Source organism: Microvirga yunnanensis, from assembly GCF_025460875.1.
On sequence record NZ_JAMXFI010000103.1, the window covers coordinates 14,100 to 28,568 of the forward strand.

Annotated in this window: 11 protein-coding genes; 9 read left to right on the top strand and 2 right to left on the bottom strand. The window is 64.7% G+C overall.

The window, feature by feature from the left end; all coding sequences use genetic code 11:
• Positions 1 to 79 precede the first annotated feature (79 nt).
• The 7 genes from NF876_RS32840 (at position 80) to uvrA (ending at position 8,857) form a co-directional block, all read left to right on the top strand.
• Positions 80 to 910, top strand: coding sequence for an SDR family NAD(P)-dependent oxidoreductase (locus NF876_RS32840; protein ID WP_262272346.1), 831 nt, complete (start codon positions 80 to 82; stop codon positions 908 to 910).
• 180 nt (positions 911 to 1,090) lie between these two features.
• Positions 1,091 to 2,197: an NADH:flavin oxidoreductase gene (locus tag NF876_RS32845; protein ID WP_373696755.1), complete on the top strand. Its 1,107-nt coding sequence runs from the start codon at positions 1,091 to 1,093 to the stop codon at positions 2,195 to 2,197.
• 104 nt (positions 2,198 to 2,301) lie between these two features.
• Positions 2,302 to 3,309 (top strand): zinc-dependent alcohol dehydrogenase family protein, encoded by a 1,008-nt coding sequence (locus NF876_RS32850; protein WP_262272348.1) that lies wholly within the window; start codon positions 2,302 to 2,304, stop codon positions 3,307 to 3,309.
• A gap of 229 nt (positions 3,310 to 3,538) precedes the next feature.
• Positions 3,539 to 4,234 (top strand): NADPH-dependent F420 reductase, encoded by a 696-nt coding sequence (locus NF876_RS32855; protein WP_262272349.1) that lies wholly within the window; start codon positions 3,539 to 3,541, stop codon positions 4,232 to 4,234.
• Between the two features lie 272 nt (positions 4,235 to 4,506).
• Positions 4,507 to 5,217, top strand: a complete 711-nt coding sequence (gene queC, locus NF876_RS32860) for a 7-cyano-7-deazaguanine synthase QueC (protein ID WP_262272350.1) — start codon at positions 4,507 to 4,509, stop codon at positions 5,215 to 5,217.
• Between the two features lie 42 nt (positions 5,218 to 5,259).
• Positions 5,260 to 5,826, top strand: coding sequence for a VUT family protein (locus tag NF876_RS32865; RefSeq protein ID WP_262272351.1), 567 nt, complete (start codon positions 5,260 to 5,262; stop codon positions 5,824 to 5,826).
• Between the two features lie 484 nt (positions 5,827 to 6,310).
• Positions 6,311 to 8,857 carry an excinuclease ABC subunit UvrA gene (gene uvrA / locus NF876_RS32870; RefSeq protein WP_373696756.1) on the top strand — a complete coding sequence of 849 codons (2,547 nt, stop codon included), beginning with the start codon at positions 6,311 to 6,313 and terminating at the stop codon, positions 8,855 to 8,857.
• A 244-nt stretch (positions 8,858 to 9,101) separates the two neighbouring features.
• Here the strand turns inward: uvrA and NF876_RS32875 are convergent, their stop codons facing one another.
• The gene (locus NF876_RS32875) at positions 9,102 to 10,271 is read right to left on the bottom strand and encodes a zinc-dependent alcohol dehydrogenase (protein WP_262272353.1); all 1,170 of its coding nucleotides are present in this window, start codon (positions 10,269 to 10,271) and stop codon (positions 9,102 to 9,104) included.
• Positions 10,272 to 10,284: 13 nt separating this feature from the next.
• Positions 10,285 to 10,887: an SRPBCC family protein gene (locus tag NF876_RS32880; RefSeq protein WP_262272354.1), complete on the bottom strand. Its 603-nt coding sequence runs from the start codon at positions 10,885 to 10,887 to the stop codon at positions 10,285 to 10,287.
• A gap of 487 nt (positions 10,888 to 11,374) precedes the next feature.
• Here NF876_RS32880 and NF876_RS32885 point away from each other — a divergent pair, with 487 nt between their 5' ends.
• Both NF876_RS32885 and NF876_RS32890 read left to right on the top strand, forming a co-directional pair.
• Positions 11,375 to 13,648, top strand: coding sequence for a PAS domain S-box protein (locus tag NF876_RS32885; protein ID WP_262272355.1), 2,274 nt, complete (start codon positions 11,375 to 11,377; stop codon positions 13,646 to 13,648).
• Positions 13,649 to 13,847: 199 nt separating this feature from the next.
• Positions 13,848 to 14,366, top strand: a complete 519-nt coding sequence (locus NF876_RS32890; protein WP_262272356.1) for a response regulator — start codon at positions 13,848 to 13,850, stop codon at positions 14,364 to 14,366.
• The last annotated feature ends 103 nt before the right edge of the window (positions 14,367 to 14,469 follow it).

A 14,469-nucleotide genomic window follows, 5' to 3' on the forward strand; every position in this document is an offset into this window, starting at 1 on the left:
GCGAATGGAGGGAGAGGGGACCAATGATCCAAGCCTCGGCTCAACGTGCATCGGCACCCGCGCGGCCGGGATCGGCTTCATGACCGCAGGCTCCGAGCGGCTGGCCGGCAAGGTGGCCCTTGTGACCGGAGGCGGGCGCGGCCTCGGCCGCTCCATGGTACTTGGACTCCTGCGCGCCGGCGCCAGCGTTGTTGCGACCGCCGCGCGCGAGCAAGCGGAGCTTGAGCAGGTGGCGGGTGAAGCTCGAGGGATGGGTTATGGGGAAAGGATCTATCCGCTCACGGCTGACGTGACCCGCGAGGAAGACTGTGTTCGAACGGCCGAGGCTACTCTCGCGCGGTTTGGTCGTCTGGATGTTCTCGTGAACAACGCCGGGCGGGGCATGAAGTATGTCAGCGAGGCGTTCCTCACGGAGCCGACCCGGTTCTGGGAGGTTGCGCCCGAAACCTGGCGCATGGTGATCGATACGAATGTGAACGGGCCCTTCCTGATGGCCCGAGCTGCCGTGCCGAGCATGCTCCAGGCGGGCTGGGGCCGGATCATCAACATCTCGATGAACCAGGAGACGATGCGCCGCCGGGGCTTCTCACCCTATGGTCCGTCGAAAGCCGCGCTCGAATCCGAGACCCTCATCTGGGCGCAGGATCTCGCCGGAACGGGGGTGACCGTCAATGCGCTGCTGCCGGGCGGCGCCACGCTGACCGGCATGATCCCCCGTGGCGTCTCCGAGGCCGTGCGTGCGCACCTGCTTGATCCCGAGATCGTCGTTCCACCGCTGCTGTGGCTCGCCTCGACCCAGGCCGACGGGGTGACTGGCCGCCGATTGGTCGCCAACCAATGGCGTTCCGAGCTCGACGAGACTGTGGCCGCTGAAGGCTCAATGGACGATGCAGGATGGGGGCCGCCATAGGATGGTTCTCATCGAGCAGGGTGGCGCCGCGAGGCTGACCCGGAAGGGGATGCATCTTTGCAAGATCGTCCACTTGGCCGGCCACGCCGGAGGACAATCGTTCTGTCGCGGGCAGATACCCGAGGGGCCTGAACGAGCGCACCCGGTGTCAGATGCGTTCCTGTTGTCCCAGCAAACTGGATGATTGCCATGGATGTGCAAACGCTCTTCCAACCGTTTAGCCTCAAATCCCTCAAGCTGAAGAACCGGATCGTCATGGCGCCCATGACGCGGTCGTTCTCGCCGAACGGAATCCCGACACCGGACGTTGCGGCCTATTACGGCCGACGGGCCGGGGAGGTCGGGCTGATCGTATCCGAGGGCACGGTGATCGAACGACCGGCCTCGTCGAACGACCCCGACGTGCCGCATTTCCATGGGGAACGGGCCCTGGAGGGCTGGAGGCGAGTCATCGACCAGGTCCATGCGGCCGGAGGCGCCATGGCGCCGCAGATCTGGCACATGGGTGTCATGCGCCCGCACGCATCGGGTTGGAAGCCTCCCGTTCCGTTCGAGGGGCCGTCCGGGCTCGTGATGCCCGGGGAGCGAACCGGTGTCGAAATGAGCGAGGCCGATATCGCGGAGACCGTTGCCGCCTTCGGCCGCGCCGCAGAGGATGCCAAGCGGTTGGGCTTCGATGCCGTCGAAATCCATGGCGCTCATGGTTACCTGATCGATCAGTTTCTCTGGGCCGGCCTGAACAAGCGGAGTGATGGATGGGGCGGAGCGACCCTGCCGGAGCGCAGCCGCTTTGCCGTTGACGTGGTGAAGGCGGTCCGTGAGGCTGTCGGCGAGGACTTCGTCGTGATCCTGCGGCTGTCGCAGTGGAAGCAGCAGGACTTCGCCGTCAAGCTGGCCAAGACACCGGAGGAGATGGAGGCTTGGCTCACCCCACTCGCAGAGGCCGGGGTGGACATCTTCCATTGCTCGCAGCGGCGCTTCTGGCAGCCGGAGTTCGAGGGCTCCGACCTCAACTTCGCCGGCTGGGCCAAGAAGCTGACCGGCAAGGCGACCATCACGGTCGGATCAGTGGGCCTGTCGGGCGAGTTCATCGCTGCTTTCCAGGGCGAGAGTTCGCATCCCAGCTCCCTGGATGAGCTGCTGCGCCGGTTCGAGCGCGGCGACTTCGATCTGGTGGCGGTTGGCCGGGCGATCCTGTCCGATCCACAATGGCCGACGAAGATCCGCGAGAACCGCAGTGGGCAATTGCGCGACTTCACGCGAGATGCTCTTGCGACCCTCTCCTGAGGGGCGGCCGTTGAACATATCCGCGACTGCCCGTCCGGAGCATGAGGCAGCGGCTATGCCCGTTCCAATCACTCCAATTTGCAGAATGGCGATGGAGGCTGCCAATGAAGGGAATGACGCTGCGTTCACCCGGCGGATTGGATCGGCTCGAACCCGTCGACCTGCCGGAACCAGGCGGCCCCGGGCCAGGTGAGATTCGGGTTCGGCTTCACGCAAGTTCGCTCAACTATCACGATTATGGCGTCGTGAGCGGACGGATGCCGACGGAAGATGGGCGTATTCCGATGTCGGACGGCGCCGGGGTGGTCGAGGCGGTGGGCGAGGGGCTGACCGAGTTCGCCGTGGGCGATCATGTCGTCTCCTGCTTTTTCCCGGGCTGGCTGGAGGGGCCACCGGCGGTGAGCGATTTCTCGATGGTGCCCGGTGATGGAGTCGATGGCTATGCGCGGGAGGCGGTGGTGCGGCCGGCGACCTGGTTCACCCGAGCACCGAAAGGCTTTAGCCACGCCGAAGCGGCGACGCTCACCACAGCGGGGCTGACCGCCTGGAGGGCTCTCATCGTCAACGGCGGCCTCAAGGCCGGTGATGTCGTGCTGGTGTTGGGCACTGGCGGGGTCTCGATCTTTGCGCTTCAGCTGGCGAAGCTGATGGGGGCGTCCGTCGTCGCCACCTCTTCCTCGGACGAAAAGCTGGAGCGTGTCCGGGCCCTCGGGGCCGATCACACGATCAACTACCGCCAGCACCAGGATTGGGGCGTCCGCGCCCGGGACTGGACCGGCGGGCGCGGCGTGGATCATGTGATCGAGGTCGGCGGGCCGGGCACGCTGGGGCAATCGATTGCCGCGGTGCGGGTCGGCGGACACATCTCGCTGATCGGCGTGCTGACTGGTCGGGCAGGCGAGGTCCCGACCGGAGCCCTGATGGCAAAGCAAGCGCGGCTCCACGGCCTCATCGTCGGCAACCGAAGCCAGCAGATGGACTTCGTGAGAGCCATCGAGGCGACGGAGCTGCGGCCTGTCATCGATCGCAGCTTTGCTCTTGCCGTCATGGCCGAAGCATTCCGGTATGAGGAATCGGGAGCCCACTTTGGCAAGATCTGCCTGGAGTTCTGAGGATTCCGGATGTCGAAGCGCTTCCGGAAAGCAAGCTGAATGCGGGAACCAAAGCCGTGGAGCCGTTCACGTCGAATCAGCGCACCTTGCGAAGGGTGGTGGTTTCCTGGACGTGGGTTCAGAGCGTTGGCTTTATCATCCAGAACGATGTTCAGTGTAGGATTTCGCTCTAAATCGGGTCTGCGACGTTCGCCGGACAGTGCAAGTTCGCCTTCGCGCGACCCCGCACATGTCGCAGAACCGCAGTCCAAGGGAGGCAGACATGAAGATCGGCATCATCGGCGCAGGCAACATCGGCGGCAACTTGACCCGTCGCTTCACCATGCTCGGGCACGAAGTCTCCGTGGCGAACTCCCGCGGACCTCAGACGCTCGCCTCCTTGGTGCGGGAGACCGGCGCCAAGGCCGTCTCGGTCGCGGAGGCCGTCCGTGACAAGGATCTCATCGTCGTCACGATCCCGGAAAAGAGCATCCCCGATCTGCCGAAGGGGTTGTTCGACGGCGTCGGCCCTGACGCTGTCGTCGTCGACACCGGCAACTACTATCCGCAGCAGCGCGATGGTCGCATCGAGGAGATCGAGAATGGCATGCCCGAAAGCCGCTGGGTCGAGCGGCAATTGGGACGGCCGGTGATCAAGGCTTTCAACAATATCTATGCCCGACATCTGCTCGAGCGCGGTCAGCCGCGAGGCGCCCCCGGCCGTATTGCGCTGCCGGTCGCGGGGGACGATTCCAAGGCCAAGGCCGTCGTGCTTCAACTCGTCGACGAACTCGGGTTTGACGGCGTCGATGCCGGAGGACTCGACGAGTCCTGGCGGCAGCAGCCCGGAACGCCCGTGTATGGGACTGACCATGATGCCGAAGGCGTCCTTCGCGCCCTGTCCGAAGCCCGCCGGGAGCGCACGCCGGATTGGCGCGCCAAGTGAGACTGCAACGTCGGTCGTCTGTTTTCACAAGAAGCGCCGCGGTGTCGTTCAGCCCTGTCCGCTGTGCTTTTCCGAGCCGATAGACGCTGACCCGATTAAGGTGACTGTGGCGGAATCTATTCTTGTTGACACGTGCACCCTCATTGGTCCTTATGCCGTGACGCAGATGGGGTGAGCGCCTGGTGAGGCCAGGCGATCTTTCATTCGCTCAACGTTCATCGGCACGTGAGCCGATCCGGTCGCAGCCTACCCGGTCAAAACAAGGAGCTCCGGTGAAAACGCTCGTCATCTGTTCCGGCGGATTGGACTCCGTCACGCTCGCGCACAAGGTTGCGGCGGAGCGAACCCTCACGCGCCTCGTGTCCTTCGATTACGGGCAGCGCCACAGGAAGGAGCTGGCCTCGGCACAGGCCTGCGCCGTGCGGCTGGGCGTGCGCCACGACGTCATCGACATATCCGCCGTTGGGCGTCTCCTGACCGGATCGGCTCTCACCGGCGGGAAGGCGGTACCGGAGGGCCACTATGCCGAAGACACCATGCGGGCCACTGTGGTGCCCAATCGCAACGCAATCATGCTGGCGATCGCCTTTGGCGTCGCAGCCGCCGAGCAGGCCGACGCAGTGGCGGCTGCCGTGCATGGCGGCGATCATTTCATCTACCCGGACTGCCGTCCCGACTTCATCGAGGCGTTCGAGACCATGCAGCATCACGCGCTGGAAGGGCTGGCGAGCATCGCCCTCTACGCACCCTTCGTCCGGCGGAGCAAAGCTGACATCGTGCGCGACGGCGCAAGGCTGGGCGTCCCATTTGCCGAGACCTGGTCCTGCTACCAGGGTAGTGAGCAGCATTGCGGACGTTGCGGCACCTGTGTCGAGCGGCGCGAGGCCTTTCACCTCGCAGGCGTAGCGGATCCTACTCTGTACGACGACCCTGACTACTGGATCGAAGCCTGCCGCGAGCACCAGGCCAAACAGCCTTCCTAAGTTCGGCTGACGATCATCACAGAATATTGGGACGATTCGAACATGACCCCTGATCTCCGCCGCAGAATTGAAGGAATGGCGGTCCTTGCGGGCTTTACCGCCTGCATCCCGGCCGCCAACTGGCTCGTCGGCCATGTCGGAACGGTCTGCGTTCCAGAAGGCCCTTGCCTGATCCCCGTAGCCCCTGGCCTGGCTGCCCCCAGCGGTGTGCTGGTGGTAGGCCTGGCGCTGGTGTTGCGCGACCTCGTGCAGCGGCGTCTGGGTCGGTACTGGGCGCTGGCCGCCATCGGGGTGGGAGGCATCCTCTCGGTCGTCTTTGCACCTCCGGCGCTCATCCTCGCCTCGACGGCAGCGTTTCTTCTGTCCGAGTTGGCAGATCTGGGCGTCTACACGCCGTTGCAGCAGCGTGGCCTGATCCTGGCGGTTGTCGCGAGCAGCCTCGTCGGCTTGGTCGTCGACAGCGCGGTATTCCTGTTCCTGGCCTTCGGGAGCCTCGAGTTTCTGCTGCCGCAGATCATCGGAAAGGTCTGGATGGTGCTCTTGAGCATCCCAGTCATGGCATGGCTGCGGCGGCGCGACGAACGGATCGGCATGCCTGTGTGCACCTGACCCTGGATGAGCGGCTACGAGATCCAGGACGGGCCGACGTCGTCCTTGGCACCGAGCCGGCTTTTCGCAGTCAGCGGTGCGCCGGCCATGAGGGGAGCATCGGACAATCGGGATCACCGGGACGAGCCCGGTGATGACGTGGCGGGTGACTATTGCAGTGGCGCGACCCTTCCCACGGCATGGCCGGCCTTGTGCCGGCCATCCCGATGCGGTGAGGTGCGGCGTTCCCAACAATCGGGATCACCGGCACAAGGCCGGTGATGACGTGGAGGGTGGTGCGAGGCGGTGCGATCAAGACTGGATCCCGAACGGTGCGCCGCCCAAGGGATTGAGCATCGGATCCGATCCCAGAAGGGGATTCCACTTGTCGCGTCCGATGCTCGAACCACCGGGCCTCGACCTTCAGAATCAGAAGCCATCCCTGTGGCGGGAGCGCTGAATCACCCTAGATATTCGCGGGTCCGACACTTCACCAGGCGGCCCGATGCAGAAGGATCGTATGCCCCATTCACCGACCGGTGTGCAGGAACGAGCGGGCTTCGTGCGCGTCCGCGGAGCCCGTGAGCACAATCTCAAGAATATCGACCTTGAGATCCCGCGCGATGCTCTGGTTGTTTTCACGGGTGTCTCCGGCTCCGGAAAGTCTTCGCTGGCCTTCGGAACCCTTTATGCGGAGGCGCAACGGCGATATCTCGAGTCGGTGTCGCCCTATGCCAGGCGGCTGTTCCACCAGATGCCCGTTCCGGACGTGGACGATATCGATGGTCTGCCCCCCGCCGTCGCGCTTCAGCAGCAGCGCGGTTCACCGACCACGCGCTCCTCCGTGGGCAGCGTCACGACCCTGTCCAACCTGCTGCGCATGCTTTACTCCCGGGCCGGCGACTATCCGCGCGGCCAAGGAATCCTCTATGCCGAATCGTTTTCACCCAATACGCCCGAGGGGGCCTGTCCCCGGTGCCATGGCCTCGGACGGGTCTACGAGGTCACCGAGCGATCGATGGTGCCCGACGACACGCTGACCATTCGCGAACGGGCCATCGCCGCCTGGCCGACCGCATGGCATGGCCAGAACCTGCGTGACATCGCGACCACGCTCGGCTTCGATGTGGATCGGCCCTGGCGGGACCTGCCCAAGAAGGACCGGAACTGGCTTCTTTTCACCGACGAGCAGCCGACTGTTCCGGTCTATCCGGGATACACTCAAGCGGAGGTTCGGCACGCGCTCAAGCGCAAGGAAGAACCGGCTTATCAGGGCACGTTCACGAGCGCCAAGCGCCACGTTCTGCACACCTTCGCCAACACGCAGAGCCCGCTGATGAAGCGGCGCGTGGCGCAATACATGGTGAGCACCGAGTGCCCGCTTTGCCATGGCAAGCGCCTTCGGCCCGAGTCCCTGTCCGTCACGTTCGCGGGGCTGGACATCGCCGACATCTCCGGTCTGCCACTCATCCGTCTCGCCGACATTTTCCGCCCCTATGCGGAGGGAACCGCTCCGCGGCTGGCAAAGATCGAGGCGGAGCATCCGGAGAAGGCGGTGGTGGCGCAGCGCATCGCGCAGGACCTTGTCGCTCGAGTCAGCGTCATGCTCGATCTCGGGCTCGGCTATCTCGCCGTCGACCGCAGCACCCCGACCCTTTCGCCCGGCGAGCTCCAACGGCTGCGACTGGCCACCCAGGTGCGGTCCAATCTCTTCGGCGTCGTCTATGTGCTCGACGAACCGTCCGCTGGGCTCCATCCGGCCGATACGGAGGCACTGCTGAAGGCGCTCGGGCAGCTGAAGGCATCCGGAAATTCGCAGTTCGTGGTCGAGCACAATCTCGATGTCATCCGTCATGCCGACTGGATCGTCGATGTCGGCCCCGGCGCCGGAGAGCAGGGGGGCCATGTCATCTATAGCGGTCCTCCTGACGGGCTCAGCCAAGTCGAGGCCTCGCAGACCCGGCATTACTTGTTCGGCGAAAGCTCTCTTCCGCTTCGGGAAGTGCGCCCACCAAGCGGCTGGCTGCGCCTCGCCGGGGTGACGCGCAACAACCTGGACCGGCTCGACGTCGCATTTCCCTTGGGCGTGCTCACGACCGTGACGGGCGTATCCGGCTCGGGCAAGTCGAGCCTGGTCAGCCAGGCACTGGTCGAACTGGTGGCCGATCATCTCGGTCACGATATCCGTGAGCCGGAAGACGAGGGCGAGGAACTGGAACGGGCAGCGACAATGGCCAGCGAGGGCCGGATCGTCAGCGGCATGGAAGGCATCAAGCGCCTGGTGCGCGTTGATCAGAAGCCGATCGGACGCACGCCGCGATCGAACCTTGCAACCTATACCGGCCTTTTCGATCATGTCCGCAAGCTGTTTGCCGCCACCAAGCAGGCGCGTGCCCGCCGCTACGATGCGGGACGCTTTTCCTTCAACGTCGCCAAGGGCCGCTGCCCGCATTGCGAGGGCGAAGGTTTCGTGATGGTCGAGCTGCTGTTCCTGCCGAGCGTCTATGCTCCATGCCCGACCTGCCACGGCGCCCGCTACAACCCGGACACCCTCAAGATCAAATACCGCGACAAATCCGTCGCCGACGTGCTCGGAATGACGGTCGATGCAGCCTGGGAATTCTTCGCCGACGAGCCGCCTCTGCATCGGTCCCTCACGATCGTCCGCGAGGTGGGGCTGGGTTATCTGCGGCTGGGCCAACCAGCGACCGAGCTGTCTGGAGGGGAGGCACAGCGGATCAAGCTTGCGGCCGAGCTTCAACGGATCCAGCGCGGCGATACGCTCTACGTCCTCGACGAGCCGACGACCGGACTCCATCCCGCCGATGTGGAGAGGCTCGTGGCTCAGCTCGACGGGCTGGTCGAAGCCGGCAACACTGTCATCGTGGTCGAGCACAACATGCGCGTTGCTGCGGGAAGTGACTGGATCATGGATCTGGGTCCAGGCGCCGGCGACGAGGGCGGGCAGGTGGTTGCATCCGGGCCGCCAGGCGAAGTCGCAAAAGCATCACGCAGCCGCACGGCGCCGTATTTGTCACGAACTCTCGTTTGATGCACGTCAGGCCACAGGCGCCTTCGACAACGGTCGATTGAGAGCGTGACGATTTCCATGTGGACATTCACGATCTCTGTCCGAGGCAGCGGCCGCAGCACGAAGCCCGCTGCCTTCCTCATCTCCGGTGCTCAGTGAATGTTCGTCCATCGCGTCTTCAGGGGCCATGACAAGAGCGGGAACATGCATCCTGTACCCCCGATTGTTCCACAGCCCTGGATAGTGTCATGGACATCGTTCCGGTTCAGGGAATGAACACGGAGCGGACGCAACCGTCTTCCTTGTGCTTGAACATGGCGTAGCCACGCGGTGCATCTTCGAGCGGGAATCGATGTGTCGCCAGGAACGATGGGTTCAGCTCTCCCTTCTGGGCATGGTCGAGCAGGCGGTCCATGTAGGCCTGCCCATGCTGTTGAGCTGTGCGCACCGTCAGGCCCTTGTTCATGATGGCCCCGATTGGAAACTTGTCCATCACGCCGTAGACGCCCAGGATCGAGAGTGTTCCCCCCTTGCGGCAGGCCAGGATTGCCTCGCGTAGGGCTTGGCCGCGATCCGTGTGCATGTACATGAGCTGTTTGGCGCGGTCGTAGGCGTATTGCAGACCTGTGCCGTGCGCTTCCATGCCGACCGCGTCGATGCAAGCGTCGGGGCCCCGGCCGCCCGTCATTTCCTTGAGCACCTCCAGGACGCTGTCCACCTCCTCGTAGTTGATGGTCTCGGAGCCGACATGCTCGCGGGCCATCCGGAGCCGTTCAGGCAAGCGGTCGATCCCGATCACCCGCTCGGCCCCCATGAGGAAGGCGCTCTTCTGCGCCATCAGGCCGACGCCGCCGCAGCCCCACACGGCTACCACGTCGCCCCGCTGAATGTTGCAGAAATCCGCCCCCATGTAGCCGGTCGGGGCCGCATCGGAGAGAAACAGCACCTGCTCGTCCGGCACACCATCCGGCACCTTGAAGCAATCGTTGTCGGCAAACGGCACGCGCACATACTGGGCGTGCGCTCCCGCATAGCCGCCGAACGCGTGGGTATAGCCGTAGATGCCGGCGGTCGGATAGCCGAAGATGGGCTCCTGCAGCTCGGGCTTGGGATGGGTGTTGTCGCACAGCGAATAGAGTTTGTTCTTGCAGTACCAGCACTGGCCGCAGGTGATGAAGGACGGCACCACGACCCGGTCGCCCTTCTTGACCTTCTTCACCTCGGGGCCGACGTCCTCGACCACGCCCATGAACTCGTGACCGATGACGTCACCGGCTTTCATGGTCGGGATGTAGCCGTCGATGAAGTGCAGGTCCGAGCCGCAGGTGGTCGACATGGTGACCCGCAGGATGCAGTCATGCGGATTGACGATCTCGGGGTCCTTGACGGTCTCGACCCGCAGATCGTTGACTCCGTTCCAGATGAGCGCACGCATGGGAAGCTCCTCGTCAGCGAGGGTCGGGCCGAGCCGCCGGCTGGCGCTCGGTGGTCGGGATCTCGCCGGTCTGGACGAGGGCCTTGAAGTAGTGCAGTGACTTGCTCGCAAGCGCCGCCGGTAGCGTATTGCCCAGCATCTGGGTGGCGATCCGACCGAGCATGCCACCGGGTGGATCGAGGCTGGCGCGCAGGACCACCACGGTGCCACGGTTGCCCGTTGCGGGACGGAAGCGCACGGACGCTTCCCGGATCAGAGCGCCCCCGCCTTGTGCCTCCCAGCGCATGAACTCGCCCGGCCGGTCATCGGCCAAGCGCATGTCCCAGGAGCCCAGATGAGGGCCGGCGTTCCAGCGTGTCTGCCCGTCACCCGTGGACTGGACATCGGCAAAGGGCGCCATGATCCGCCTCATGGTTTCGGGATCGCGCCAGCGACGGTAGAGTTCGTCCGCGGGAACGTCCTCGATCGTGATCGAACGCTCGAGCTCCGGCTCATTGCCAGCATCTGGCTGTCGGTTCGGACCTGTCCTGGTCCGGCTTCCGGTACCGCGCATTTGGGTCTCGATCAGACCGATGGCGGCCACGCCCGCAGCGGCCGCGAGGGCAAGTCCAACCATGCCGAAGCTCGAACGGCGCCCGCGAGCATCCTGTTGCCCTTGCCGTTGACCCAGCCAAGACTGCGCGGCTCCCGTTGCTCTAGGGCGAGCCGGACTATCGTTGCGGACCCGTCGGGGCCGTTCATCGTGTTGGTCCATCATGGCATATCTCGGTGGCGTCGAGGGACTTCGTTGGCGCCCCACCTGAGGAGATCAGATGGGCTGACGCTAATAATCGTCGTTCCGCGGAACTTATGGAGGGTAACAATCGTAGGGGCCTAAACGCCTACCGGTCGATTCCTGAGGGAAGATACGCGGCTGCGAACCAACAAGTGTGGGCTGGCCTCCATCAGCCCACACTTGCATCACGGTCCAGCTAACGGGGTCAGGTGCGGCAGGATTGGCCAAGACAGACGAGCAGCCGTGGTCCCGTTTTGGGAAGCCGCCCTCACAACCGTTAAGTTTTGTCGGAAAGGCCTCTCATGACATATTTCGAGGAAGAGTGGAGATGAGCACGGCGGAAGCTTTTCCCAACAGCGGCATCATGGGTGAATGCGTGCGAACCCATGACTGGGCTGCCACGCCCCTCGGGCCAACAGAGACTTGGCCGCAATCGCTGCGCACCGCCTTAAGCATCATGCTGAGCTCCGCCTTCCCCACCTACCTGGCCTGGGGGCCGGAACTGACCAGCTTCTACAATGATGCCTACATTCCGATCATGGGCGACAAACCGAGCGGTCTCGGGCGGCCATTCCCCGAGGTCTGGTCGGAGGTGTGGGACACCATCGGTCCGATCACCCATCGGGCCATGCAAGGGGAGGCTAGCTACTTCGAGGACCTGCCGCTGACGCTCATGCGCCACGGCCATCCCGAGGCAACATGGTTCTCGTTCTCCTACAGCCCCATCCGTGACGAAACCGGGGGCGTCGGCGGGGTGCTGTGCACTGTCCACGAGACCACCGAGCGCGTACGAGCCGAAGCAGCCCTGCGCGAAAGCGAGAACAAGCTTGCAGCCATTCTGGAGCAATTGCCGGTTGGCGTGGGCCTCGTTGACCCGGAGGGGAACATTGTCCTGAGCAACCAGATCCTCCAGCAGTACGCCCTTGATAAAGTCCCCTCCAGAGATCCCGTACAAAGCGAGCGCTGGCGGGGCTACACCCCGGATGGCCAGCGTCTCAGCCCCTCCGACTATCCGAGCGCGCGGGCGCTGCGGGGTGAAACGGTTGTTCCTGGTATCGACTTCCTCGTCACACTCCCCGATGGCCAGGAGATCTGGACGCGGGTGAGCGCTGCGCCCTTCCGCAACACCGCTCAGGAGGGTCTGGGCGCAGCCTTCGTGGTGCAGGTCGTCGAGCGGGAGAAGCGGACGGAGCAGGAGTTGCGCGAAAGCCGAGCGCGGCTCCAGGCGGCCATCGACCTCGTCGGTCTGTCACCATACACCTGGAATCCGGCCACGGGAGCACTGGACTGGGATGCCCAGCTCAAGGCGATGTGGGGGCTGGCGCCTGATGCCCATGTCGACCACGAGGTGTGGCTATCCGGCATTCATCCCGAGGATCGCGCTCAGGTCGATGCCGCGCTTGCCCATTGTGTCGACCCCGCAGGTGACGGTCTCTACGCCCTTGAATATCGCGTGATCGGTATCGGGGATGGGATCGAGCGCTGGGTTTCCACCCAGGGCAGGACCACCTTCGAGCATGGCCGTCCGGTTGCATTCATGGGAGCCGTCTTGGACATCACGACGCGCAAGCGGGCCGAAGCCGCCCTGCGTGAGAGTGAGGAGCGCTTCCGGCAGTTCGCCGAGAACTCCAGCAGCACTCTTTGGATCATGGACTTCGAGACGATGAACCTCGAATACCTGAGCCCCGCCTTTGAGGCCATCTGGGGCGAAACAGTCGAAAGCACGCTTGGCGATCCCAGCCGGTGGAGCCGCTTCGTCCATCCGGATGATCGAGAGCGCGCGCGAGGCGCGCTTGAACGCGTCAGACTGGGCGACATCAGCACCGAAGAGTTTCGCATCATCCGGCAGGATGGGGTGGTGCGCTGGATCCGCAACACCTTTTTCCCCATTCGCGACGCCCAGGGCCGGATCCGCCGCGCCGGCGGCGTTGCCCAGGACATCACCCGCCATGACGGGCGCTTCGTCTATGTGGTCGATGCCGATGAGCCCTCGCGTCAGGATCTGACGCGAGGGCTGCGCGACGCCGGCTATGACGTAAGAGCCTTCCCGTCCGGCAAGGCTTTCCTGGAGGCGGCCCCGGAGCTCGCGGCCGGCTGCGTTGTGCTCGACATCCGCCAGATTGAGGCGGGCGAACTGACCATCCCGCGGGAGCTCAAGGCCCGGCGCCTCGGCCTGCCGGTGATCGTCCTCGGCGACCCCAAAGGCGACGTGACCTTTGGGGTGCGGGTGATGAAAGCTGGAGTGGTGGACTTCCTGCCGGTGCCCTATGCTCCGGATGAGCTGCTGGCCGCCCTTGCGTCGGCAGCCGCTGACATTTCCCAGGCCGACGAGCAAGGCCAGGAGTCCAACCGGGCCCGGGGACGCATCACCGAGATGCCGGTCCGCGAGCGCGAGGTCCTGGAGGGCCTGCTGGCGGGCCAGACCAACAAGCAGATCGGGCGGGTCATCGGCATCAGCCCGCGCACGGTGGAAACCCACCGCGCTCATGTCATGCAGCGGCTGGGCGCCAGGACGGTCCCGGAACTGGTGCGGATCGCCGCCTTGGCGGGCGTGCAGGCCCGCCCGCCGGTGAGCCGTGACGAAAGGGCCGACAAACCTTGAGCTCCAGCAGGCCCTGATCGCCCGAACGCCGCTGCAACACGATACGGAACCATCCCCGGTGACCACCGGATGCCGCGTTCATCCTCATCCATGACACTGCCCCAATGGGCATGTGGCCATGCCCGGACCGCTGCGGATCGGCCGGGCCACATGCAGCATCGAAGCTCTGAGGCAGCCAGGAACAGGACGAGGAAAGCCCGTGACCTTATCAGTCTCGCAAGCAAGTTTGATCAACCGCCACGTGCTGATCGTCGAGGACGAGTACTTCATTGCCGACGACATCGCACAGGTCCTGGAGCGAGCCGGGGCGGCGGTGGTCGGACCGGCTCCAACCCGGGAGGCGGCGCTGGCTCTGCTGGCGTCTGAAAGGGTTGACCTTGCCGTTCTCGATGTTGAGCTGCATGGCAAACCGGTGTTCCCGGTCGCCGATTCTCTCAGGGCGCGAGCGATCCCCTTCATCTTTGCGACCGGCTACAGCCAAGCCTTCCTGCCGGCCGCGTATCGCGACGTCGCGACATGGGAGAAGCCATTCGACGCCTACGTCTTGGCAGTAGCTCTTGCCAACCTGACCGGAGATGCCGGTTCCGGCCCCGCACTGGAGGATCCTCATGGATTCTTCCGGGCGATCCCCGTCGGCCCTGCTCGGCGGGGCCCCTGGCCATGCCCGTCTTCCCCCCTCACGCCGCCGGACCCGTCGGCCTCAGCCCTCGGACGGTAGAGACGCACCGGCCCACGTCTTGCAGCGGCTTGGCGTTAGCCCCTGTCACAAGCCGTGCCGGTCGCAACCTCCGCGGGGTTCGAGCCGCGCAGCCCAGGGGCGA